The sequence below is a fragment of the Bacillus sp. 2B09 genome, assembly GCF_003946835.1.
GTDB classification, from domain to species: Bacteria; Bacillota; Bacilli; order Bacillales; family Bacillaceae; genus Bacillus; species Bacillus altitudinis.
Window position 1 is genome coordinate 297,775 of sequence record NZ_RPSG01000004.1, and the last position, 23,782, is coordinate 321,556.

The 23,782-nt window shown below is 41.3% G+C and carries 24 protein-coding genes and 1 other annotated feature; of the genes, 10 read left to right on the forward strand and 14 right to left on the reverse strand.

Features of this window, described 5'->3' with window-relative positions; translation table 11 throughout:
• Positions 1–3: 3 nt before the first annotated feature.
• The 6 genes from EBQ12_RS10975 to EBQ12_RS11000 all read right to left on the reverse strand — a co-directional run bounded on the left by EBQ12_RS10975 (position 4) and on the right by EBQ12_RS11000 (position 5,420).
• Entirely contained in the window at positions 4–183 is a 180-nt protein-coding gene (locus EBQ12_RS10975; RefSeq protein WP_125589963.1) for a hypothetical protein, read from the reverse strand.
• 30 nt (positions 184–213) lie between these two features.
• Positions 214–828 (reverse strand): LysE/ArgO family amino acid transporter, encoded by a 615-nt coding sequence (locus EBQ12_RS10980; protein ID WP_125589964.1) that lies wholly within the window; start codon positions 826–828, stop codon positions 214–216.
• Positions 829–964: 136 nt separating this feature from the next.
• Positions 965–2,545, reverse strand: a complete 1,581-nt coding sequence (mbcS, locus tag EBQ12_RS10985) for an acyl-CoA synthetase MbcS (RefSeq protein ID WP_125589966.1) — start codon at positions 2,543–2,545, stop codon at positions 965–967.
• A gap of 220 nt (positions 2,546–2,765) precedes the next feature.
• Positions 2,766–2,978 (reverse strand): alpha/beta-type small acid-soluble spore protein, encoded by a 213-nt coding sequence (locus tag EBQ12_RS10990; protein ID WP_003216385.1) that lies wholly within the window; start codon positions 2,976–2,978, stop codon positions 2,766–2,768.
• Positions 2,979–3,067: 89 nt separating this feature from the next.
• Positions 3,068–4,273 carry a tRNA uracil 4-sulfurtransferase ThiI gene (thiI, locus tag EBQ12_RS10995; RefSeq protein ID WP_007501769.1) on the reverse strand — a complete coding sequence of 402 codons (1,206 nt, stop codon included), beginning with the start codon at positions 4,271–4,273 and terminating at the stop codon, positions 3,068–3,070.
• A 4-nt stretch (positions 4,274–4,277) separates the two neighbouring features.
• A complete protein-coding gene (locus EBQ12_RS11000; RefSeq protein ID WP_125589968.1) occupies positions 4,278–5,420 on the reverse strand; it encodes a cysteine desulfurase family protein in 1,143 nt (380 codons plus the stop codon).
• 202 nt (positions 5,421–5,622) lie between these two features.
• Here EBQ12_RS11000 and brnQ (EBQ12_RS11005) point away from each other — a divergent pair, with 202 nt between their 5' ends.
• On the forward strand, positions 5,623–6,966 hold the full coding sequence (gene brnQ / locus EBQ12_RS11005) for a branched-chain amino acid transport system II carrier protein (RefSeq protein WP_125589970.1): 1,344 nt from the start codon (positions 5,623–5,625) through the stop codon (positions 6,964–6,966).
• 214 nt (positions 6,967–7,180) lie between these two features.
• Entirely contained in the window at positions 7,181–8,524 is a 1,344-nt protein-coding gene (gene brnQ, locus EBQ12_RS11010; RefSeq protein ID WP_035391117.1) for a branched-chain amino acid transport system II carrier protein, read from the forward strand.
• A gap of 40 nt (positions 8,525–8,564) precedes the next feature.
• On the opposite strand, the gene ezrA is transcribed toward brnQ (EBQ12_RS11010), so the two are convergent.
• Entirely contained in the window at positions 8,565–10,268 is a 1,704-nt protein-coding gene (ezrA, locus tag EBQ12_RS11015; RefSeq protein ID WP_007501773.1) for a septation ring formation regulator EzrA, read from the reverse strand.
• Positions 10,269–10,604: 336 nt separating this feature from the next.
• Here ezrA and hisJ point away from each other — a divergent pair, with 336 nt between their 5' ends.
• The gene (hisJ, locus tag EBQ12_RS11020) at positions 10,605–11,420 is read left to right on the forward strand and encodes a histidinol-phosphatase HisJ (protein ID WP_125589972.1); all 816 of its coding nucleotides are present in this window, start codon (positions 10,605–10,607) and stop codon (positions 11,418–11,420) included.
• Here the strand turns inward: hisJ and refZ are convergent.
• Entirely contained in the window at positions 11,390–12,055 is a 666-nt protein-coding gene (gene refZ, locus EBQ12_RS11025; RefSeq protein ID WP_017358301.1) for a forespore capture DNA-binding protein RefZ, read from the reverse strand. The two genes, hisJ and refZ, sit on opposite strands and share 31 nt — an antisense overlap.
• A gap of 126 nt (positions 12,056–12,181) precedes the next feature.
• On the opposite strand from refZ, the gene EBQ12_RS11030 reads away from it, so the two are divergent.
• The 3 genes from EBQ12_RS11030 (at position 12,182) to EBQ12_RS11040 (ending at position 14,399) form a co-directional block, all read left to right on the forward strand.
• Positions 12,182–12,682 carry a GAF domain-containing protein gene (locus EBQ12_RS11030; protein ID WP_046344223.1) on the forward strand — a complete coding sequence of 167 codons (501 nt, stop codon included), beginning with the start codon at positions 12,182–12,184 and terminating at the stop codon, positions 12,680–12,682.
• Positions 12,683–12,992: 310 nt separating this feature from the next.
• Positions 12,993–13,595 (forward strand): 30S ribosomal protein S4, encoded by a 603-nt coding sequence (gene rpsD / locus EBQ12_RS11035; RefSeq protein ID WP_007501777.1) that lies wholly within the window; start codon positions 12,993–12,995, stop codon positions 13,593–13,595.
• Between the two features lie 243 nt (positions 13,596–13,838).
• The gene (locus tag EBQ12_RS11040) at positions 13,839–14,399 is read left to right on the forward strand and encodes a hypothetical protein (RefSeq protein WP_125589974.1); all 561 of its coding nucleotides are present in this window, start codon (positions 13,839–13,841) and stop codon (positions 14,397–14,399) included.
• A gap of 8 nt (positions 14,400–14,407) precedes the next feature.
• On the opposite strand, the gene EBQ12_RS11045 is transcribed toward EBQ12_RS11040, so the two are convergent.
• From EBQ12_RS11045 to EBQ12_RS11055, 3 genes are all read right to left on the reverse strand, one after another.
• Positions 14,408–15,007 carry a cysteine hydrolase family protein gene (locus EBQ12_RS11045; RefSeq protein WP_125589976.1) on the reverse strand — a complete coding sequence of 200 codons (600 nt, stop codon included), beginning with the start codon at positions 15,005–15,007 and terminating at the stop codon, positions 14,408–14,410.
• 49 nt (positions 15,008–15,056) lie between these two features.
• Positions 15,057–15,269 (reverse strand): hypothetical protein, encoded by a 213-nt coding sequence (locus EBQ12_RS11050; protein ID WP_035702043.1) that lies wholly within the window; start codon positions 15,267–15,269, stop codon positions 15,057–15,059.
• Positions 15,270–15,364: 95 nt separating this feature from the next.
• On the reverse strand, positions 15,365–15,943 hold the full coding sequence (locus tag EBQ12_RS11055) for an esterase/lipase family protein (protein WP_375830204.1): 579 nt from the start codon (positions 15,941–15,943) through the stop codon (positions 15,365–15,367).
• Between the two features lie 272 nt (positions 15,944–16,215).
• Between EBQ12_RS11055 and EBQ12_RS11060 the strand changes: the two genes are divergently transcribed.
• A complete protein-coding gene (locus EBQ12_RS11060; RefSeq protein ID WP_125589978.1) occupies positions 16,216–16,548 on the forward strand; it encodes an antibiotic biosynthesis monooxygenase family protein in 333 nt (110 codons plus the stop codon).
• A 110-nt stretch (positions 16,549–16,658) separates the two neighbouring features.
• On the opposite strand, the gene tyrS is transcribed toward EBQ12_RS11060, so the two are convergent.
• Both tyrS and acsA read right to left on the reverse strand, forming a co-directional pair.
• Positions 16,659–17,945 (reverse strand): tyrosine--tRNA ligase, encoded by a 1,287-nt coding sequence (gene tyrS, locus EBQ12_RS11065; protein ID WP_125589980.1) that lies wholly within the window; start codon positions 17,943–17,945, stop codon positions 16,659–16,661.
• Between the two features lie 53 nt (positions 17,946–17,998).
• Positions 17,999–18,234, reverse strand: a binding site (T-box leader).
• Positions 18,235–18,293: 59 nt separating this feature from the next.
• On the reverse strand, positions 18,294–20,018 hold the full coding sequence (gene acsA, locus EBQ12_RS11070) for an acetate--CoA ligase (protein WP_017367863.1): 1,725 nt from the start codon (positions 20,016–20,018) through the stop codon (positions 18,294–18,296).
• A gap of 155 nt (positions 20,019–20,173) precedes the next feature.
• Between acsA and EBQ12_RS11075 the strand changes: the two genes are divergently transcribed.
• From EBQ12_RS11075 to EBQ12_RS11085, 3 genes are read left to right on the forward strand one after another with little or no spacing between them, the layout of a single operon-like run.
• A complete protein-coding gene (locus tag EBQ12_RS11075) occupies positions 20,174–20,806 on the forward strand; it encodes a GNAT family N-acetyltransferase (protein WP_008343062.1) in 633 nt (210 codons plus the stop codon).
• Positions 20,807–20,844: 38 nt separating this feature from the next.
• Positions 20,845–21,486, forward strand: coding sequence for a CBS and ACT domain-containing protein (locus EBQ12_RS11080; RefSeq protein ID WP_008343059.1), 642 nt, complete (start codon positions 20,845–20,847; stop codon positions 21,484–21,486).
• Complete coding sequence (locus tag EBQ12_RS11085) at positions 21,483–22,643, forward strand: acetoin utilization protein AcuC (protein ID WP_046526505.1); 1,161 nt, start codon at positions 21,483–21,485, stop codon at positions 22,641–22,643. The genes EBQ12_RS11080 and EBQ12_RS11085 overlap by 4 nt, the downstream gene beginning before the upstream one ends.
• A 43-nt stretch (positions 22,644–22,686) precedes the next feature.
• Here EBQ12_RS11085 and ccpA read toward each other — a convergent pair whose 3' ends face one another.
• Positions 22,687–23,688 (reverse strand): catabolite control protein A, encoded by a 1,002-nt coding sequence (ccpA, locus tag EBQ12_RS11090; protein WP_008343056.1) that lies wholly within the window; start codon positions 23,686–23,688, stop codon positions 22,687–22,689.
• Positions 23,689–23,782 lie beyond the last annotated feature (94 nt).

Sequence of the window (23,782 nt, forward strand, 5' to 3'; positions counted from 1 at the left end):
TTATTATAGTGTAGCATAGATCCTATTTTGATCATTTCCTCCAGGTAATTGAATCGTCAGCATGTCTGATAAAAATGAACAGGATGTAACTGAAGCTTCTCCCGAGATGGTAGACAATAAAAAAGCGCCAGATGTTTTCCATCCAACGCTTTTTCCCATGACATGTTCAGCACTCATTTTCATGCATCACGTCTCTTTTGCTCTATGTATCCTTTATGCAATAAGCTGATAGGCGATATATAATGCAACCAGCCAGATCATGACGGCTGAGGCTTTATTGATACGGTTCATCCACTTGCCGTTTGTATCTAGCTTCCCTAACATTTTCCCGAGAAGGGCAAGACCCATAAACCATAACCACGAGACAATGATACAGGCTGCGGTAAATGCCACCTTTTCCGCCCCATGATATTGAAGAGAGTTCGTTCCTATCACTCCTATTGTATCGAGAATCGCGTGAGGATTTAAAAGTGAAACGGAACAGGCAAATATGATTTGTTTTCTCACAGGCATCAGGTCTATCGTTTCTTGATTACCTGTTGCGGAGCTCGTGTTCCAAACCGACCAACCCATATAAAGTAAAAAGAAAAATCCAATGATAAAAAGAGCTATTTGCAAGATCGGAATGGTGAGAACAACAACCGAAACCCCAATGACAGCTAAAGTGATTAAAAGTGTGTCGCAGAGGGCGGCTGTGATGACCACAGGCAGCACGCGATATAATCGAGGCTGAAGGGCTCCTTGCTGAAATACAAATACATTTTGCGCGCCCAAAGGTAAGATAAGACCAAAGGCAAGCACAATTCCATGAATAATCGCAATCGACATCTTCAGAACATTCTCCTTTTCAAATCATCCTTACACATTTTAACATAAAACATCATGAACGAATTTTACATATTTGATTTGTCTAATAAAAAAAGCGCTGGATGGTTTTCCATCCAGACGCTTATTGTTTCTACTGTCATGATGATTTTCGTGCAAGCTCTCTTTCTCTCAGCTCGACACGTCGAATTTTCGCTGACGGAGTTTTTGGTAGCTCGTCAATGAATTCGATTTCTCTTGGATATTTGTACGGTGCTGTTGTATTTTTCACGTGTGTTTGCAGTTCTTTAATCAGCTCATCGCTTTGTGCAGATGCATCTCGCAGGACAACGTATGCTTTCACGATTGATCCTCTGATTTCATCTGGACTTGCCACGACAGCACATTCTTTCACTGCTGGGTGTTTAATGAGTGCATCTTCGACTTCAAACGGGCCAATTGTATAACCTGAGCTGACGATGATGTCATCCCTGCGGCTTTCAAACCAAAAATACCCGTCTTCATCTTTTTTCGCACGGTCACCGGTGATAAAGTAATCCCCGCGGCGCTGCGCCTTTGTACGCTCTGCATCTTTGTAGTATTCCTTGAATAAAGCCGGCGTTTCAAGATGAACGGCAATGTCACCTATTTCTCCTGGAGCACAGATCTGGCCATTCTCATCAATGATCTCTACTTCATTGCCAGGTGTTGGTTTGCCCATGCTGCCTGGCTTGATGTCCATTCCTTTCAGCACCCCGACTAGCAGCGTGCTTTCTGTTTGCCCGTAACCATCTCGCACTTCGATATCGAAATGTTTTTTGAACGTATCGATGACTTCACGGTTGAGTGGCTCTCCCGCAGAAACAGCACTATGCAATGTTGGCAGCTCGTACTGACTGAGGTCATCCACTTTTGCCATAAACCGATATTCCGTTGGTGTACAACATAAAACATTGATTTCATTTTTTTGAAGCAGCTCTAAGTACGTATCCGGATTAAATTTCCCTCCATAAACAAAACCTTCTGCTCCACTTCCTAAAACAGATAAGAGAGGACTCCACACCCATTTTTGCCAGCCTGGTCCTGCTGTTGCCCATACTTTATCCCCTTCATTAATGGAGAGCCATGCTTTGGCCGCAGTACGTAAATGTGCATACGCCCAGCCGTGTGTATGAACAACCCCTTTTGGGTTACCTGTTGTGCCTGATGTATAAGATAGAAACGCCATGTCCGTACGTGTTGTGTCTGCCAATTTCAACTCGCTTGACTGCTCTTCCTTTTGCGCAACAATGTTTGTCCAGCCATGATCATTCTCACCAATCGAGAATGTTTTAAAATCTTTTGGCTGGTTGGTTCCTTCAAACGATTGAATGAATGATGCGTAAACAATCGCTCCTTTTGCTTCTGCATGTTCAATTCGGTAATCTATATCTTTAGCGCGAAGCATTTCTGAACAAGGAATTACAACCATCCCTGTTTTTAAAATCGCTAAATAAATGCTGTATGCCTCTAGCATACGCGGCACCATCACAATGATTTTATCGCCTTTTTTAAAGCCTGCATTTAATAGAACATGACCAATTTTATTCGCCTCTTCTACTAATGCTGCATATGTCACGTGCGCTTCCTGACCATTTCCGTCCTGCCAGTGCAGGGCGATTTTCTCCTGGTCATGACTGAATGCTTCAATCTCACTGACTAAGTTATATTGTTCTGGTGCAATTAAGTCTTCTCTTTTCATGGTACAGCTCCTTTTAGCCTCTTTCTATGAAACGAATCATGTTTCAATTTACCTATTCTAACACTCATAACTGAAAAATGCTTGAATTAGGACCTACTCCTAGTATTATGCCATAATTTTTTCATTTCGTCTTCTTTTTTAAAAATATTCTAACAATTTATGTACAAAAAAAGAGCGGGAATAAACCCGCTCATAAGCCATAGCTTTTTAATTGTGTGTCTTAGAAAGATCCGCCACCCATATGTTGTTGAGCGTAAGATACAAGACGCTTAGTGATTTCTCCACCAACTGATCCGTTAGCGCGAGCTGTTGTTTCTGGTCCAAGGTTTACGCCAAATTCTGAAGCGATTTCGTACTTCATTTGGTCGATCGCTTGTGCAGCGCCTGGAACGACTAATTGATTAGAACTGCTTTGTCTGTTTTGTTGAGCCATGTGTTCTCACCTCCTTGTGAATATAGAATGTGTAGAAACACATGACTTCATGCGATTGATTTTATGGTAATTATTATGAAATTTTTTATTTAGAATAAATCAGCGAATTTGTCAGCTGCTTTCTTTTCATTTGTGACAACGATTGTTTCGATCTGCTCCACTGCCTCATCAAGCATTGGCTCGAATTCAGCAAAGCTTTCGTAGCGTTCTACTTTTTCAAGCTTTGGTTTTGTTTTTGGAGATGGCGGCGTAAAGATCGTGCAGCAATCCTCAAATGGCTGAATGCTTGTCTCATATGTGCCAATTCGTCTCGCTTCTTCGATAATGTCATTCTTATCCACGGCAATCAGTGGGCGAATGATCGGTGTGTTTGTGACATGATTAATGGCATACATGCTTTCAAGTGTCTGACTTGCCACTTGACCAAGGCTTTCACCTGTAATAATGGCAAGCGCATCACGCTTGGCTCTTATTTTATCTGCAATTTTGAGCATCATTCTTCTCGTTGAAGTCATCGTATAGTTTTCTGGTACTTGTTTGTGAATGAGCTCTTGGATTTTTGTAAAAGGAACGATGTGAAGCTTGACTTCGCCTCCATAAGCAGCTAAGCATTCCGCTAGATCAATGACCTTTTGCTTGGCACGTTCACTTGTATAAGGTGGGCTAAAGAAATGAACAGCTTCAATTTGAATGCCTCGTTTCATTGCCTGATAGCCGGCCACTGGGCTGTCAAAGCCGCCAGAGAGCATCAACATCGCTCTTCCGCTTGAACCAACTGGCAGTCCGCCTGCACCTTTTACATCTTTAAATGTAATGTACGTCGCGTGTTCTCTTATTTCAATTCGCAAGTGAACATCTGGCTGTTTCACATTAACGGTTAAGTTGTCTGTATTCCTTAGAACATGTCCACCAATTTCTCGGTTCATTTCATTTGAATCAAGCTCAAATTGTTTATAAGAGCGTTTCGTTGAGACCTTAAATGTATTTCCTTGTTCATACACTTCCTGAACCGCTGAGAGTGCCGCTTCTTTGATGGCATCAAGATTTGTCTCACATTTCACAGCCAGGCTAAAGCTTTGAATGCCAAATACACCTTTAAGCTGTTCTGAAATCGGTTCAGGGTCTTCTCCGTTTAGCATGATCGTAATGCGGTCTCTGTCAGATGCATACTTTAATGCTTCAAAGTCTTTTAATACAAACCGGATATGCTGTCTTAGTTTTTCGATAAATTTCTTTCTATTTTTCCCTTTTGTTGAAATCTCACCAAAACGGACTAAAATATGGTCATACTTCATGTTGTTATCTCATTCCTTTTAATTTTTTCACACTTTGTGCGATCGATGTGATGATTTGCGGCGTTTGCTCTGGTCCTTGTCCATATGTCAAACTGATTCTCATGCTACTTTTGGCTACTTCTTCTGATTTCCCCATCGCCAGCAGGACACGGCTTGGTTCCTTTTTCTTAGCAGAACAAGCAGACGTTGTCGAAACGTAAATGCCTTCTTTTTCGAGCATATGCAGAAGGACTTCGATTTGAATACCTGGCACTGAAAAATTCACAATGTGCGGTGCGCTATGCGTCAGCGGTGTGTTTATGACGACGCCTTCTATCTTTCCAAGCTGCTGCTCTAGCTCTGTTTTTAAAGCGATCATCTCATCATGATGCTTGTTTAAATGTTCAAATGATTGCTTTATGGCTTTTGCTAAGCTGACAGCTCCAGCAGGGTTCTCAGTCCCTGAGCGAAGGCCAAGTTCTTGCTCTCCTCCTGTGATAAAAGGGGCAAGCACGATCTCTTTCTTTAAAAAGAGGGCACCTGTTCCCTTCAGGCCATGAATCTTGTGGCCTGACATCGTTAAAAGATCAATATCCATCTCTTTAGGCAGCGGAACCTTGCCAATTCCTTGTACGCCGTCGACATGAAAAATCGCCTCTTTGGCATACGTCCGAATGATGCTTGCCGCTTCCTCTATCGGCTGAATCGCGCCTGTTTCATTGTTTACATGCATGAGACTGACAAGCACTGTATCAGGGCGAAGCACTTCTTTTAAATGCGTCATATCTGCACGGCCATGCTCATTTACTTGAATATAGGAAATATCAAAGCCAAATAATGTTTTCAGCTGTTCAAACGATTCGATGACAGATGGATGCTCAATCGCTGTTGTGACAATATGTCTGCCTCGGTTCATCTTGGCAAGAGCAGCCCCTTTGATGGCTATGTTATTTGCTTCTGTTGCACCTGAAGTAAAAATAATCTCATATTGTGTAAAGCCTGTATAGTGAAGGATTTGTTTTCGCGTTTCACTTAATAGACGGCTCGCATCAATTCCAAGTTGATGCAGCGAAGACGGATTCCCAAAAAAACGCTCACTCACTTGCTGATGTACTTGTAAAACCTCTGGATAAGGCTTTGTTGTGGCACTATTATCAAGATAAATCATATCTTAAACTCCTTACAAAAAAACTTTAAAAATAAATGCATTTATATGTTACCATAATGAAGTCAGACAGAGAATTTTCTGAAAATGGCAGTTGACAACTTTTCATTTTCACTATATCATCCATAGTGCAATTGTCATATAAACACCTAAATTGTCAGAATATTTAAATTTGACACAATACACTGATTGAGGAGGGACTATTTTGAAAAATAGTTTAAGTATAAAAGAAACATTGGCTATTGGACTAATGCTTTTTGCATTATTCTTCGGCGCAGGAAATATGATTTTCCCGCCTGTTCTTGGACAATATGCTGGTGAAAACGTATGGCTTGCCATCGGCGGATTCCTACTTACAGGCGTAGGTCTTCCACTATTAGGGGTTATTGCTGTCGCCCTTACAGGTACCGGTGCCAAAGGTCTTGCCGATAAAGCACACCCTAAATTCGGGACTATCTTCACCGTGATTCTGTATTTATCCATTGGACCATTTTTCGCCATTCCGCGAACTGGTACGGTTTCGTATGAGATAGGATTAGCTCCATTTCTCTCAGGTGCCCAAGCCACTTCATGGGTACCACTATTCATCTTTACCGTAGTGTTTTTCACTATTTCATACTTGCTTGCGTTAAATCCTTCAAAGCTGGTTGATCGTATTGGTAAAATTTTGACACCGATCTTATTAACTGTTATTGCTATTATTGTCATTAAAGCCATTGCTACGCCAATGGGAATGATCGGTGCTCCAGATAAAACATATGAGGCAAATCCGCTTTTCACTGGATTTTTAGAAGGCTATAAAACAATGGATGCACTTGCTTCTATCGTATTTGGAATCGTCGTGGTGACAGCTGTTAAGGACAGAGGCATCACAGAGCGAAAATCTCTTGCAGCAGCTTGTATTAAGGCAGGACTCGTAGCAGCTGTTGGACTGGCACTCGTGTACATTTCACTCGCTTATGTGGGTGCTTCAAGCCCTAATGCCACGGGAATGGTTGGAGCAAATGAAGGAGGAAAACTACTTTCACTTTCTGCCAACTTTTTATTCGGTTCTGCTGGTAACATTGTTCTTGGCGCAGCCATTTTATTCGCTTGTTTAACGACTAGTGTTGGACTTATTTCATCTTGTGGAGAATATTTTTCAAAGCTCTTCCCAGCACTTTCTTATCGTACCGTCATTCTAATTGTTTCTTTGTTTAGCACATTCGTTGCAAACCTCGGACTCGCACAAATCATTTCTCTGTCGGTGCCTGTACTCGTAGCGATCTATCCACTGGCCATTGTCATTATTTTATTATCGTTCCTTGACCGCTGGATTAACGGCAGAAGAATCATTTATATCACTTCTCTCATCTTTACTGGTTTCTTTGCCATCATTGATGGATTATTAGCTGCTGAAGTGAATCTAGGCGGATTGCCTGGCATCTTGAAATCAATTGTTCCGTTTTACGATTTAGGCATTGGCTGGATCATACCAGCTATTATCGGTGCTTTGATTGGTGTACTTATTTCCATGTTTACCAGCCCACCAAAGCAACTTGCCTCATAATCATCGCAAATCAAAACATCCCCTTCCAAAGAAGAAGGGGATGTTTTTTTATTGTTCTTCATATACTAAAATAGAAAAATTCATGACTTTTGTACGAAAACACATGTTGACATCAGGCGTACATCCTTTATAATTAGTGATTGTTAATGATGAACGGTTACCTAGCAACTAATTAACAGAATATTTCAACATAATAATGGAGGCTTTAAATGCAATGAAGGCAACTTTGTCGACGAAAGATACGGTTATCATAGGTTTTATGCTGTTTGCTCTATTCTTCGGCGCCGGTAATATGATTTATCCACCAGAGCTTGGGCAATATGCTGGGCAAAATGTGTGGAAAGCAATGGGCGGATTTTTATTAACAGGTGTCGGTTTACCTCTTCTAGGGATTATTGCAATCGCTTTGACAGGTCGAGATGCGAAAGGATTAGCTGATAAAGCTCACCCAGCTTTTGGAACAGCATTTACCGTCATTTTATATTTATCTATCGGGCCACTTTTCGCTATTCCTCGTACAGGAACGGTTTCATATGAAATTGGTGCACTACCCTTTTTAGCTGGTGTACCAGCTTGGCTCTCACTTTTTTTATTTACACTGGCCTTTTTTGGTATTACGTATTATCTTGCGCTCAATCCAACGAAAATTGTGGATCGTGTAGGGAAAGTGTTAACACCGATTAAATTTACGATCATTTTGATTATTATCGTCAAAGCCATTTTGACACCGATGGGCGTCATTGGCACACCTGATGTGTCCTATAGCAATGGATCATTTTTCAAAGGGTTTTTAGAAGGCTATAAAACCATGGACGCTCTTGCATCTATTGTGTTTGGGGTTGTTGTCATCAACGCCATTAAAGGACGTGGTGTAACAAGTAAAAAGGCACTCACTTCTGCTTGTATCAAAGCAGGTCTAATTGCAGCTTGCGGATTAACATTTGTTTATCTATCACTTGCTTATTTAGGTGCTTCAAGTACACACGCCATTGGTTTTGTTGGAGATGGTAGTAAAATCTTGGCTCAGTCTTCACAATTTCTTTTTGGCAGTTTAGGTAATATTGTGTTAGGCGCGGCGATTACGGTTGCCTGTTTAACCACAAGTATCGGTCTTGTGACATCGTGCGGAGAGTATTTCTCAAATTTATTACCTAAACTTTCTTATAAAATGGTCGTTACACTCGTCACATTATTCAGTTTTATCATTTCAAATTTTGGACTTGCTCATATTATCGCTTTTTCAGTACCTGTGTTAACTGCGATTTACCCGTTAGCAATTGTGATTATCGTTTTATCACTTGCTGACAAATGGCTTGGTCATAGAAGACCTGTGTATGTCCTTACTTTGATTTTAACTGGCTGCGTCAGTCTGTTTGACGGTTTAGCAGCGGCTAAACTGCCTATCGGTCCTGTGAAAGATCTCTTTCAAACGATCTTGCCGCTATATGACCTTGGCATTGGCTGGATTGTACCTGCCATACTCGGAATCGTGATTGGATTTGTTATCTCTCTATTCACTTCTTCTGCTTCAGAAGAACGCCAAAAACAAGTTTCATAACATGGAAAAAGCTGAAGTCCTAAAATGGACTTCAGCTTTTTTATTGATGCTGATATTCTTTTTCTTGCTGAGTTAAAAGCTTCTGGACGGCTCCAGGTGATGCTTTTTCGACAGCTGCTGCTGCCACTTCAAATGAATCGTTATAATCATAGGCATAAAATCTTCGTTCTGCCTCTTTTAATTGCTCTGAAAGAATGTGGTTTTGACTTCTAAACCGGTTGCCGTATTGTATAATCCGTTCAATTTGATCCACTTTACGAAGCATGTCATGTGTTTCATCAACCACATGTCTGACTGTTTCAGAGGCTTCTTTTAATTGCTGGTTCACTGCTGGCATATTCAACGGCAAATTCTCTAGCTGCTCCTGCACTTGCTGAATCATCTCCTGCGCTTTTTCAGCACGATCTTTGATGTCAGCAGGTACACCTGGAATGTTGCTTTTGTGCAGCTGGCGCACTGTATCTGTCAACATGGTTTTAAGTTCAGCCAATGTTTCTCTTGCCTGTAATTCTTCTTTTCGTAACGATTGAAGGTGATCTTTAAACGCTTCATGAAGTGTTTTGGCATCCTCAATAAAGGTCTCAAGCTGATTGATTTCATCCATTAATAATGTGTATGCGACATGGTCACGATCAAGCTTCTCTCGTATTTGCTTCATAAGCTTTTCAATTTCTTCTAATCGTTTTTCGAATGCTTTCTGCTGATCCAGCTCTCCTGCTGTCAGCTTGTAGCTTTCTTTCACAAGAGCCGTTTCTGCCTTTGTCTGCGTGTGGTCTTGTTCAAGTTTTTCAAATGCTTCGGTCAGCTCAGGCATTTTGCTCTTGATTTCCTGACCTGCTTCTACTTCTGCTTCTAACTGATCATACAGCGTCTGAATCGCATCATCAATCATTTGCAGAATGCTTGATGCTTCATCTAAGTTGAGTTCATCAATCAGCAGCTTCTCCGCACGGGTCAGCTGTTTATTCAAGTTCTCCAGCTCTTTTGTGATCTGGATGTGCTCTAGCTTGTAGCCTTTGTCTGTCATTTCTTTATAACCGTCTTTCAGCTTCGTCAGCTGACCTGGCACAGTTTGTTTACAGTCTGCGATGAGCTTCGGTACATCATTGATATATAATTGCAGCTGATCGAGTCTGCGGTCTTGCTCAAGCAAAATTTTCCTTGCTGTCATGTAGTTTCCGTTTTCTGTCTCTTCTTCATACTGCTTGATCCCTTCCCAGGCCTCATCTAAGTCCTGCTCCATTTTGTCATAAAGGGTGCCATATAAATGGCTGTAAGCAAGTAGATTTTTTCGTACCGTTTGATATTGCTCTTTGACCTTCTCGATGTCTTTTCGGTTTTGCTCTTCACTTGTGACAAGGTCTGCAATCTCTTTTAAAATGTCTTCGATGTTTGAATCAGCAGCGGTGAGCAGATCTCCTATATGTGCAAGAACTTGCTTCGCTTTGGAGAATCGATATTTATCAGAATACTCCTCTGCATCATATAATAGCTCCTCTACCTTTGGAAGATGGGCTGTGACGATATCGTCCCACTCTGCACGCCATCTTTCAAAAAACTGCTCTGTTTCTCCGGTCATTTTTAAATGTTTGATTTTTGAAATTTCTTCTACAATTGATCTGTTTAAAATTTCAATTTTCCATGCTTCCAATCGGTCAATCTCTTTATATATATTTTTTCTGAGGAAATAACCGACTGAAAACAAAGCAAGCAAAATGACAATTAAACCGATGATAAACTCCATAATGAGCCCCCTTGTTGTGATCTAAGTGATGTCAGGGTAGTGTCCCGAGTAGACCTGAGAACCCTTTCGTGTCCGCTTTGCATTTGTTTTTTATAAGCAGGATTGTATTTTTGCCAATACGATCCATTCACGGTTTTATGTATGTTTTTTCAAGAAAGTCATTCAGGCTTTCTATCATTTGATCACATGTATTGATGTGACCTGTTTTTATGTATGCGGAAGCTGTCGTTTTCATTGTTATTATGATACCATGTAACCAGCATTTTTGGTCATGATTTTTCATTATTTTCGCTGATAAACATGACGTTTTTCAAAATATCGACAAGAGGTGACGACATGTTGAAACAAGATGCACATTTACATACGCCATTTTGCCCGCACGGTACGCTTGATCCTATTCATTCTTATATTGAAAAAGCAATGAAAAAGGGATTTGATTCCATCACCTTTACCGAGCATGCCCCGCTGCCTCCTTCGTTTCGAGATCCAACGCCTGAGCAGGATAGTGCCATGAAGCTTCAAGACCTTGAAGCCTATTTGACGAAGCTGGATCAGCTGAAACAGGAATACAAAGGACAGTTAATAGTAAAAACTGGGCTTGAGGTCGACTATATCAAAGAGTATGAAGAGGAAACAAGTGCCTTTTTAGACTGCTACGGCCCTGAACTAGACGATAGCATTTTATCTGTTCACTTTCTTCCTGCTGGCAATGATTATATTTGTCTTGATTTTGATGAGCACGCCTTCAAGCAGCTGATCAGCATCTATGGCAGCACCGAACACGTCTATCAAAGCTACTATGAACAAATTCATTCTTCTATTCTATCATCTTTAGGTCCATATAAGCCAAAGAGAATCGGTCATATCACCCTTGTCCAGAAATTCAAACAACTTTTCCCATACGAAATGTCGCCAGAACTATGTCAAAGGGTTACCCTTTGTCTTGAAGAAACGGCAAAAAAAGGCATGTCCTTAGATTTTAATACATCAGGTCTTCGTAAAACATATGCCAGAAGTATCTATTTAGATCAATGGATGATCGATCTTGCAAAACAGAAAAAAATTCCGCTCATATTCGGGTCTGATGCCCATCAAGCGGAAGATCTCGGGTATGCGTATGATCAATTTGAAGACATCATGAGTTTCAGGTGAGGATCAAGTGCGGGTTCATTTGGTTCTAACAGATGATGAAGCGACCGGCTCAGTTCCTTATAGTACGTTTGATAAAAGTAAGGCTCGCTTGGGTTGATATAAAGCACCTCTGTTAAATATTGCGGCTGCAGATATGGCATCATCAGAAGTGATTTTAGCTGGATCATAAATGATGAGAGTGACAGCTGCTTACAAATCACATGGGTGCTTTTTCCTTTTTCAATGATGAGCTGAAACAAGTATTTTTCCTTTGTTAAATAGGTGGACATGATTTCCCTAATAAGCGTTGAATCAATGGTCACTTCTCGATAAACGAAACGGGTTAATTGACGATTTTCATGCTGATAAGATAAAATATCAAAAACCACATGAAGTAAACATTCTTTTGCATGACGGGTTTCCATGTGCTGGATGTGCGATTCAATCATCTGAATATAGCCTTCATAAAAATCGGATACGAGCTGCTCAAGCAGCCCTCCTTTTCCTTGAAAGTAATAAGATATATGAGCAACGTTGACGTTTGCTTCCTTCGCAATCTCACGGACAGAGGTTCCAGAAAATCCTTTTTGGTTAAAAAGTCTGATGGCAGCTTCAATAATACGGTCTTTTGTTTGCACGGTTGTTGATGTTTTCATCCGCTCACCCCTCTTCATGTGTACATACTTCAAGGTGAAGGCGGAAGTTCCTTTAATCATTGCTCGACAAATCCCACATGCGAAGCGCAAGTTATGTATTTTTGAGATAGAAAGTAGGAGATTTTCATGTTTCATGTCGAAAAACAGTCTGGTGATCCATCGAAAGACTATCAATTACTCATCAAGCAAGTAGAAGCGATTACGGATGGTGAACCTGATCTCATTGCCAACCTAGCCAATGCTGCGGCGCTACTTTATCACTCGCTTCCTGAAGTCAATTGGGCAGGATTTTATTTAGCAAAAGGCGGAGAGCTTGTGCTTGGTCCATTCAATGGACTACCCGCATGTGTACGCATTCCTTCTGGAAAAGGGGTTTGCGGTACAGCATTTGCGACAGGTGATGTACAGCGTATCGCTGATGTCCATGCATTCCCTGGTCATATTGCATGTGATGCCGCATCGCAGTCTGAAATTGTGATCCCACTTAAAGTAAATGGACAAATCATTGGGGTACTCGATATTGACAGTCCAGTGAAAGATCGTTTCAATGAAATAGATGAAACGTACTTAGTTCAATTTACAGAGGTTGTCCAAAATGCGTTATCAGCCTCTACTGATGCGTCATGATGCTTGAAAAGCAGACAATGTGTCTGCTTTTTTATTTTGCTTTCTTCCCGGATGAATGCCGACCACGTTTGACATTCTCCTCTTTAAATAGGTTGACTTCTCCTATCTGGCGTCATATAATAGAGTTTGTGTGAAATATGGCAGCCTTTTTGTTCGGCTTTTTTGTATCATTTTGTTCCTTCTATATGGAGGTGCATCTTGTAACTCCCTGCTGCTGGAGCGAGGATGCATGAAAACATAATGACGGAAAAGACAAAGAACAGACGGTTTTTATTTTTCACAAATAAAAACAATAAGGAGGAGTCACATTATGGCTCGCTATACAGGTCCAAGTTGGAAGATTTCCCGCCGTTTAGGCATTTCATTAAGCGGAACAGGTAAGGAACTTGAAAAACGCCCTTACGCTCCAGGCCCACATGGTCCAGGACAACGCAAAAAACTATCTGAATACGGTTTACAATTACAAGAGAAGCAAAAGCTTCGTCACATGTACGGTGTCAACGAACGTCAATTCCGTACTCTTTTTGACAGAGCTGCTAAACTTCCTGGTAAACAAGGTGAAAACTTCATGATCCTTCTTGAAACTCGCCTTGACAACCTAGTATACCGTCTTGGCCTTGCTCGTACGCGCCGCCAAGCTCGTCAGCTAGTAAACCATGGTCACATCCTTGTTGATGGAAGCCGTGTAGACATCCCATCTTTCTCTGTGAAACCAGGTCAAACGATTGCTCTTCGTGAGAAATCTCAAAACCTTGCAGTTGTGAAAGAATCAGTTGAAGTGAACAACTTCGTACCTGAATACCTTACTTTCGATGCTGAAAAGCTTGAAGGAACTTTCACTCGTCTTCCAGAGCGTTCTGAATTAGCGCCTGAAATCAGCGAACAATTAATCGTTGAGTTCTACTCACGTTAATTTCATGACTCTCTCAGAGAGTGATCAAACAAACCCTAGAGACCTTGATTGTTCAAGGATGTCTAGGGTTTTTTGTTTGGTCTTTTGTACGATACTCTCTAGCTACAAATAACTTATTTGCACACAAGAAAATTAGAACACCGATTACTCTTTACTCTTTTTCGTTTTCCTCTTACAATTACATTTACTGGATAACTCACAACTTAAAACAATAATGTAAGGAACGTTAAGGAGGAAAGTAATTTGTCAATTATTTCATTTATGTTAGCACTTATGCTCATTTCAATTATTATCTATGCGATTTTGAGAAAGACAAAAGTTGTCGATGAAGCGCCTGGAGCTATCGCTGAAATTCTCCTCATTTTACTCATCTTTTTTTCGATTAGTTTTGTCATCATCATTCCAAGTTCTGTACTTTATGTTGTTTCATTAGGAGTGAATTTTCTTTTTGGAGAATATATTACCTATGCATCATTTCTTTCATTATTGACCTTCTGTCTATTCGTCAGTGGGATTGTTCTTTTTTGGTCGATCTTTTTAGTATTCATTGGTAAAGGAATTTCCACTTTGCTAAGATTTCCTCAATGGTTCACGTTTATCTTTGAATTTCTACTCTCATGGATCGTTGTGCATTTCTCAATTAAGTTTGTACTTAATATGAACATAGTCAATGTCTCCATTTTGGAGCACGGCACACTCATTTTATCTTTCTTTGTCAGCTTCTTATTTATTGGAATAGATCTCATATACTCAAGTATTGAACAACGAAAACAGCCGCTGGATGAACAAGCAAAAAGCTCCTAGAGATGATTCTAGGAGCTTTTGCTTGCCCAATTTGTGATGAGCTGCTCTGTTGTCAGGACAGTCGCAAATTCATCATGCAGTGTTGCAAGTGAAAGGCGATGGATCGTTTCTGGATCATAGTATGTACCGGTTTGATCTGCGAGTCCAAAGGCGGCTGTCGCATCCGAAATGAGGTATGTATCAAAGCCTAGGTTTCCACTCATTCTTGTTGTGGTAGATACGCAGTGCGGTGTTGTGAGTCCAGCGATCACAACAGTGTCGATCTCGTTTGATCTTAGTTGTTCCTCTAAGTTTGTACCTATAAAGCTGCTGTTAACTTTCTTTTGTAACACCATTTCTTCATCTAGCGGTTTGGCGATCTCTTTGAAGGAGTGCCCTTCATTTGCTGGATGAAATAAGGAGTGCGGCTGATCCGATGTATGCTGAATATGAATGACTGTCCAGCCTTTTTCTCTCCAAAACGTCAATAGACGACTGATATTCTTCTCTGCATCTAGGTTATTCCGTTCTCCCCATTTTTCGTGCTCGAATGCTTTCTGTACATCGACCATAATCAAAGCCTTTTGATGATGTTGCACAAATCCCCACCTCCAAAGAGTCTCGTTCATTATATGTAGTGTAAGGAATGGTGGTTGATTTGTACATGTTTTTATTTGGCTATGTACGATGTTTTGTCTGTTTTTGCAGTAAAAAGACAAACCACACACTGGCTATTAAGTAATAGATACCAATGATGGATGTACAATTAGATATGACTTCTGCCCATTGCACTGATTTGACGATTGCCATCCAGATCATATAGATAATCAGAAATGAACATGGGAAATAGAGAAAGTAGCCTAAGAAATATTGTTTGAGTTTTTGCGTCATCTTTTATCCTCCTAAAAACCTTCTGCAACACCTAGTAGACCCTATATAACCATGACATCAAAAAAGACAGCACAAATCGCTGTCTTTTTCATTTTTTAATTCGTATTCTGTCCTCCGCCATTCAATCCTTCTTTCACATAGCCTTTGACTTGGCTTGAGGTTAATAGACCGATATGTCCAACGCCGTGGATGAGGACGTTTCTCGCGCCAATTAAGCGTGAGAGGCTGTTGACGACAATGAGATCGGCTGAACTATAGACAGATGTGTAAAGAATTTTTTGATTTGGATCGGTGCCTGGTAATGCTCTGAGTGATACGAGTCCATTCGCTCCACCAAGTGTGACGACGTTTTCAATTTTATCTCCGCCGTCTAGGTTTTTAATATAGTATAACGTGTTCGCACCACCCATACTATGAGCCACAATATCTACTTTTTTGGCGCCCGTTTTGGCTAGTACATCTTTGACGAATCTAGAGAGCCTCGGGCCATTGTTCAGGTTATTACCTGTTTTGTCTATGAAATCGATTGCAAAAAGTTGGTTTTGATCCCAGCCCTGTGTCACTAAGTATCGTTTGATCGAAGCGAAGTTATAAGACGCACCGCCCATACCATGCACCATCACAACCGGATTATGCGCAGCCGCTTTGACTTCTTTCGGCTGGATGAAGGCCATTGAACCTAGCACTAAGGCAAGGGCAACAAGAATTTGCAAACTCTTTTTCTTAAATCGAATCACTTTCATTCCCCCTTATTCATCTTATTCGACTCTATTTTATACAAGAAAAATATGTCAGAAAAGTGAACAAGGTAATGTTTTATGAGATGATTTTACAGCACAATACCTAATGAAAAAGCACCATGGTCTTTTTGAAACTAAAACAAAAAGACTACGAGCCTCTCTATCTTTCATATATAATGTGAATAGACAAAAGGAGGTTCTACTAGATGCTATTTACTCAAACACCTGCACCACCTTACTATGCAGTCATTTTCACATCAAAACGAACGAATGTTGAGCAGAAAGAATACGCTGCTGCTGCTCAAAAAATGGAACAATTAGCGAAAGAACTAGACGGGTTTCTTGGAATAGAAAGTGCACGAGATGAACATGGTGTTGGAATCACTGTCTCTTACTGGGATTCATTAGCAGCCATCAAAGAATGGAAAGCACATCAGCGTGTTCAAAAAAAAGGAAAAAAAGATTGGTATGAATCCTATACAACCCGAATTTGCAAGGTAGAACATGCTTATACAAACGAAGATTCACTTCTTGAATAAGAAACAGACAAATGAGAGAAAACCGCTCTGTAAAAGCTTAATTCCTACTTCTGTATAAAAAAGAAAAGCACCTCAATGTATATGAACATTTGAGGTGCTTTTCATGGTACTTACTGTTGCATAAGGATTTGTTTATACGTTACAAGGAAGTATTTCTTTTTCCCTCTTCTTAAGACTGTAAATTGGTTTTCAATTCGGTCATCTGCTGAAAGGACATAGTCTTTGTCGGTTTGTCTCTCTCCGTTGATGTAGACGGCACCGTTTGTAATATCTTCACGTGCTTGACGTTTTGATGGAGACAGTTTTGATTCGACAAGAACATCAACAAGTGTTAATTCTTCTGCACTGTCTTTCTCCATTGATGGCACATCTTTAAAGCCTACTTTCACTTCTTCTGCTGTAAGAGATTTGATCTCGCCTTTAAATAGCGCATTTGAGATGTTGACAGCCTGTTCTAGTGATTCACGGCCATGCACAAGTGTTGTGACTTCTTCTGCCAAACGGCGCTGTGCTTCACGTTTTTCAGGGGCTGTTTGCACTTTTTCTTCGTACGATGCGATCTCTTCTTTTGATAAGAACGTAAAGTATTTTAAGTATTTCACGACATCACGGTCATCTGTGTTAATCCAGAATTGGTAGAATTCATATGGTGATGTTTTTTCTTTATCTAACCAGATGGCACCACCTTCTGTTTTCCCAAACTTCGTGCCGTCTGCTTTTGTCACAAGCGGCATGGTGAGACCGAATGCTTTTGCGCCTTCTGCTTCAGACTTACGGATCAACTCAAGTCCAGATGTGATATTTCCCCACTGGTCACTTCCGCCGATTTGCAGCTTACAGTTTTCATTTCTGTAAAGGTTCAAGAAGTCTAACGATTGCAGAATCACGTAGCTGAATTCTGTGTACGAAATCCCTGTTTCAATACGGGAGCTGACGATATCTTTTGCGAGCATGAAGTTGACACCGAAGTTCTTTCCAATATCACGAAGGAACGTGATGACATTCATTTGACTGATCCAGTCATAGTTATTGACGATGACAGCTGGGTTGTCACCTGCTTCAAAATCAAGGAATTGAGAGAGCTGGCCCTTGATTTTCTCTGACCACTGTTCGACGATTTCTGCTGGGTTTAGTGAACGTTCTGCTTTTTTAAAACTTGGGTCACCAATCAGTCCAGTTGCGCCACCAACAAGTGCAATCGGATGATGGCCTGCTTCTTGGAATCTGCGCAATGTTAAAATTGGCAGTAAGTGACCAATGTGCAAGCTGTCAGCTGTTGGATCAAAGCCGGAGTATAGCTTGATTTTTTCTTCTGCTAATAATTTTGTTAAACCTTCTTCATCTGTTTGTTGCTGAATTAATCCTCTGAATGATAAATCTTCCATCAATTGACTCATATCCAAATCTCCTTTTTTTACAATTCAACATAAAAAACGCCCCTTCGAATGAACGAAGGGACGATATATATCGCGGTACCACCCTGCTTAAAAGACAAAACAACACGTCTTTTCACTTACACTGATAACGGACAGATCCGTTCTTTCACTAATCAGATAGCATATGCTCCTTTTCGTAAAAGCGGTTCGTGAGGGTAATTCGAATATCTCTTTGTACTGACTCGCACCAGCCGTCAGCTCTCTTGGACAGGGAAAGATGATTCTACTGAATCTCAGTCAAAACCTTTTCATATTCAACTAAAGTCATTTTTAACATACTTTTGATATCAAGTCAACTGACGGAAGCGATTAATCTTCCATTGTCGAGAGATCGCCAGCAGGTAAATTCAGTTCCCACGCTTTTAGCACACGTCTCATAATTTTACCGCTGCGTGTTTTTGGCAGTTTGTCTTTAAACTCAATTTCTCTCGGTGCTGCATGTGCAGCGAGTCCTTTTTTCACAAACGTACGAATCTCTTCTTTCAGCTCATCTGTCGGTTCGTATCCGCTTCTAAGCGCTATAAATGCTTTAATAATTTCACCGCGCACAGGATCTGGTTTTCCGATGACACCAGCCTCTGCAATGGCCGGATGTTCCACCAGTTTACTTTCTACCTCAAATGGACCGACCCGCTCTCCTGACGTCATAATGACATCGTCGACACGTCCCTGGAACCAGAAGTATCCGTCTTCATCCATATAAGCTGAATCTCCTGAAACATACCAATCTCCCGGCATAAAGTAAGATTCATATTTTTCAGGATTGTTCCAGATCGTATGCATCATAGACGGCCAACCTTTTTTGATGGCAAGGTTCCCCATCCGGTATGGCGGAAGTTCATTTCCGGCATTATCTACAATCGCAGCTTCAACGCCTGGAATTGGTTTCCCCATTGACCCTGGTTTGATATCCATGCATGGATAGTTACAAATCAGTTGTGCACCTGTTTCTGTCATCCACCAAGTGTCATGAATTCGTTTACCGAATACAGCGTCTCCCCAGCGGATCACTTCTGGATTAAGTGGCTCTCCTACACTTAACACATGACGGAGTGAGCTGAGATCATATTTTTGAATGAGATCGTCTCCTGCTCCCATCAACATTCTGAAGGCTGTCGGTGCACTGTACCAAACGGTCACACCAAGCGATTCAATGGTTTCGTACCACGTATCAGGGTTGAACCGGCCGCCTAAAATGACATTCGTCGCTCCATTCAGCCACGGAGAAAAAATACCGTACACCGTTCCTGTTACCCAGCCTGGATCAGCTGTACACCAGTAGACATCTTCTTCTTTCAAATCAAGTACCCATTTACCCGTCTGGCCTTGCTGCACCATTGCGCCATGAACATGGAGCACACCTTTTGGCGTACCAGTGGACCCTGACGTGTAATGAAGCAGGTATCCATCTTTTTCATCCATCCACTCAATTTCAAGTTCCTTCGCTGCCTGCTCAAATGCTTCTTCAAAGTGAATTGTCCGCACACCATCTGCATCCTCTTTTTCACCACCGACAATGATGACGGATTCAAGCTTTGGAAGTTCTGCAAACGGAATCCGCTCAAGCAGATCAGGCGTTGTCACAATCACTTTTGCCTCACTATTTTCTAAACGATCTTTGACGGCACCTTCCATAAATGCCTCAAATAACGGACCGACGATCGCACCAATTTTGACAGCACCAAGCAGTAGAAAATAGAGCTCAGGTGATCTTGGCATAAAGATAAACACGCGATCCCCTTTTTGCACATGTGCCTGTTCTCTTAATAGATTTCCTGCTTTGTTTGTCTTGATTTTCATATCCCTGAACGTATACTTTTCATCCCGCTGTGAATCTTTGTAGTGAAGCGCCACCTTGTTTTTACGAAACGAGTCCGCATGTCTGTCAATCGCTTCATAAGCTGCATTTACTTTTCCTGTTTCATACCAAGAGAAATTTTTTCTCGCTTCCTCCCATGAAAATTCCTTGTATGCTTGCTCATAATCATTTAAATGATAGTCCCCTTTTACTGATGGTAGCGTTTCCACTTTCATCAAACAGTCCCCCTTTGCATACGTTTACAATGACCATTATAGTATAGATGACTTTTTTTCTCAATTTTTAAAAAACTTCTGATGAAACCGTTTTAATTATTGTCAGATTTAAGATAAAATAGAGACGACTCACTAGAATTTGAGGCGGTGGATACGTGGAGCATCCTAAAACTTATTATTCAAAAACAATTACGAGAGAAACAGGCACCATCCTGATTGAAGGACCGGTACCTGCATCAGAGCTGGCGAACTATACGTTTCATGAAGGACTAACGGCATTTCGCACGCCTGAGGAACAGAAACAAGCACTTGTTGAAATAGCAGATCTTCCTGAAGGACGTATTATCATTGCTAGGGTGGATGAGCTTGTCGTAGGCTATGTCACGTATTTGTACCCTGATCCGCTTGAACGCTGGTCAGAAGGCAACATGGACAATTTAATTGAGCTCGGTGCCATTGAAGTCGCTCCTCCATTCAGAGGCTGTTCACTTGGCAAGCATTTACTGGATGTGAGCATGATGGATGAGCAAATGGAGAATTACATTATCATTACAACTGAATATTACTGGCATTGGGATTTAAAGGGGACAAAGAAAAACGTGTGGGAGTACCGCAAAATGATGGAGAAAATGATGAACGCCGGCGGTCTTGTCTGGTTTGCAACAGACGAGCCAGAGATTAGCTCACATCCAGCCAATTGTTTAATGGCACGGATCGGAAAAAATGTAAGTCCTGATTCGATCGAGCGTTTCGATCGTCTTCGCTTCCATCAGCGCTTTATGTATTAACGTTCAATTCGTTTTTTTGGCAAAGGGGATTGGTAAACATGATGATTGAACAAATTATGGAGCGTGATGTGATCACGCTGCGAAAAACCGATACGATTGAAGAAGCCATTCAAAAAATGAGTGCACATCACATTCGGCATATTCCCATCGTATCTGAGCAGGGATCTGTCATTGGGATGGTGACAGATCGGGATATTAAAAATGCCAGTCCAAGTATTTTTGAAACAGAGAAAAGGCAGCTTTTTATTCAGCGGCCGGTTGAAGACATCATGGTGCTAGAGACGATTACCGCTCATCCGCTTGATTTCGTTGAGGAGATTTCAAGTGTCTTTTTTGAACACGGAATTGGCTGTCTTCCCGTTGTGAGACGCGGCAAGCTTGTAGGGATCATCACAAAAACAGATTTACTTCGTACGTTTGTAAGACTAACAGGTGCAGATCAGCCTGGATCACATTTAGAGGTTGAAGTAGCGCAAGTGACAGAGGGTCTTGCAGACATTACGTCCATTTTAAAAGAGCAGCATATTCAAATGCTGAGTGTACTCGTGTACCCACATGCCAATGAATCCTCTAAAGTGCTCGTCTTCCGCCTTCAAACGATGCATGCTGATCATGTGACGAAGCTAATTCGTGCAAAAGGCTATAAGGTGCTATGGCCTATGGAGCAGACGATCAAATGAAGGAAGCGACCTTTGTTTTTTCACCATCTTTTCAAACGTACCAGTTTCACCAAGATCATCCCTTCAATCAGCTTCGCGTCTACTTAACTTATGATCTTCTTCAAAAAATGAAGGCGTTAACGGATGATGAGATTGTCGCACCTCGTATGGCGACGCTGGAGGAATTAAAGCTTGTCCATACAGCAGACTACATTCAAGCAGTACAGCGAGCAAGTGAAGGAAAACTGTCCACCGCAGAGGGGGAACGTTATGGTCTTGGCACTGAGGACACCCCGATGTTTGCAGGGATGCACGAGGCAGCTTCTCTCCTTGTTGGCGGGACATTAACAGCGGTTGATCAAGTGATGCTTGGGCATTCGCAGCATGCGCTCAATCTTGGCGGCGGGCTTCACCATGGATTTAAAGGGCGTGCTTCTGGCTTTTGTATTTATAATGACAGCTCTGTGGCCATTCAGTATATTCAAAAGACATATGGCGCTAGAATTTTATATATTGATACCGATGCTCATCATGGCGATGGTGTACAGTTTAGCTTCTATGATGATCCAGAGGTATGTACTGTTTCCATTCATGAAACAGGGCGCTATTTGTTCCCTGGAACTGGACAAGTACAGGAAAGGGGTCATGATAAAGGCTATGGCTATGCATATAATATCCCGCTTGACGCATTTACAGAAGACGAATCATTTTTAGAAGCCTATCGAACAGCAGTGACAGAGATTGCTGCTTTTTTTAAACCAGATGTCATTTTGACGCAAAATGGAGCAGATGCCCACTATTATGACCCTTTGACGCATTTATCTGCTACCATGAAAATATATGAGGAAATTCCTAGAATTGCCCATGAGCTGGCGCATCAATATTGTGATGGAAAATGGATCGCTGTGGGCGGAGGCGGCTATGATATTTGGCGTGTCGTCCCAAGAGCATGGAGCCACATTTGGCTTGAGATGAAAGGCATTACACCACCAGATGTGCTTCCTCTGGAATGGATTCGTGCATGGGAAAAACAATCACCTGTTCCGCTTCCATCCACATGGCTAGATCCTGACGATTTATATCCACCGATTCCAAGAAGAGCAGAAATTACAGAAAAAAATGCACAAACGGTAGAAAAAGCACTCATGCCTGTTCGACGAGAAAAGAAAAAGGCATAAAAAAAAGCAGGCGTCCACTGATCAAGTGAGCCTGCTTTCTTTTTTATTTCGTCGATTGTCTTTCTTCGATTCTATGTGGCAATTCAACAATTTGATCTTCTACTTGTTCTTTGTTCATGAGCTTTGTCAAAAGTCTCATCGCAACAGCGCCAATATCGTAAGTCGGCTGAACAACTGTTGTCAATTGAGGGCGCACCATGAGGGATAGTCTTGTGTTATCAAAGCCAATCACTTCTAAATCTTCAGGAATTGATACGCCTCTGTCCTGCGCTCCATGAATGACACCTAGCGCCATTTCGTCAGTCGCTGCAATCACAGCCGTCGGCTTGTCAGATTGCTCAAGCAGATTAGCGAGCGCTTCAATACCAGAGTCATATGAGTAGTCTCCTTCAGCAACAAGCGCTTCGTCAAACGCGATACCAGCTTCTTCAAGCGCACGCTTATAACCAGCAAGCTTTCTCATAGAGTTAATTGGTTCTGACATTGGTCCAGATACAAACGCAATTCGTTTATGTCCTTTTTCAACTAATAGCTGAACTGAATCATAAATGGCTTGTTCATAGTTAATGTTGACTGATGGTGTTTGTGCCTGCTCTTCGACAGATGCAGCAAGTACAATTGGTACAGGAGAGCGCTTAAATTCTTCCACATGCACATCTGTAATGTTTCCGCCCATAAAAACGATTCCATCTACTTGTTTGCCAAGCATTGTGTTTAACAAATGAAGTTCTTTATCAGTATTTTGGTCTGAGTTGCTCAAAATAATGTTGTACTTGTACATCGTTGCAATATCTTCAATTCCTCGTGCAAGCTCTGAATAGAAGATACTTGAAATATCAGGGATGATGACCCCAACTGTTGTGGTCTTTTTACTTGCAAGGCCTCGTGCGACTGCGTTCGGACGGTAGCCGAGACGATCAATTGCTTCAAGCACCTTTTTTCTTGTTGTTGGTTTTACGTTTGGATTACCATTAACAACGCGTGATACCGTTGCCATACTTACGTTTGCTTCTCTTGCTACATCATATATTGTAACATTATTCACATAAATCACTCCTTCAAATACACTTCATATCTATAGCATTCACCAATTGGATAGAGACATGTCAGATACGAGGAAAATAATATCCTATTTGTCA